This window comes from Methylobacterium sp. J-001, assembly GCF_022829565.1.
Lineage (GTDB): Bacteria > Pseudomonadota > Alphaproteobacteria > Rhizobiales > Beijerinckiaceae > Methylobacterium.
In genome coordinates this window covers 1-687 of record NZ_JAKSYN010000044.1, presented here as the reverse complement: position 1 = coordinate 687, position 687 = coordinate 1, and the positions used below count along the sequence as shown (strand labels likewise).

The following is a 687-nucleotide window of genomic DNA, read 5'->3' as shown; positions in this document are numbered from 1 at the left end:
AAGGGCCGCAACGTCGTGATCGAGAAGAGCTTCGGCGCCCCGCGCATCACCAAGGACGGCGTCACCGTCGCCAAGGAGATCGAGCTCGCCGACAAGTTCGAGAACATGGGCGCCCAGATGGTGCGCGAAGTGGCCTCGAAGACCAACGACATCGCGGGTGACGGCACCACCACGGCCACCGTTCTGGCCCAGGCGATCGTCCGCGAAGGCGCCAAGTACGTCGCCGCCGGCATCAACCCGATGGACCTGAAGCGCGGCATCGACCTCGCTACCGCCGCCGCGGTGAAGGACATCATCGCCCGCGCCAAGAAGGTCTCGACCTCCGACGAGGTCGCCCAGGTCGGCACGATCTCCGCCAACGGCGACAAGGAGATCGGCGAGATGATCGCCCACGCCATGCAGAAGGTCGGCAACGAGGGTGTCATCACCGTCGAAGAGGCCAAGACCGCCGAGACCGAACTCGACGTCGTCGAGGGCATGCAGTTCGACCGCGGCTACCTCTCCCCGTACTTCATCACCAACGCGGAGAAGATGGTCGCCGAGCTCGAGGATCCCTACATCCTCATCCACGAGAAGAAGCTGTCGTCGCTGCAGGCGATGCTGCCGGTGCTCGAGGCCGTGGTCCAGACCGGCAAGCCGCTGCTGATCATCGCCGAGGACATCGAGGGCGAGGCCCTGGCCACCCTC

Annotated in this window: 1 protein-coding gene; it reads left to right on the top strand. The window is 65.6% G+C overall.

All coding sequences use genetic code 11. The annotated features are described in order from the left end of the window. A partial coding sequence (gene groEL, locus MKK65_RS04705; RefSeq protein ID WP_243955856.1) for a chaperonin GroEL occupies positions 1–687 on the top strand: 687 nt, incomplete at both ends.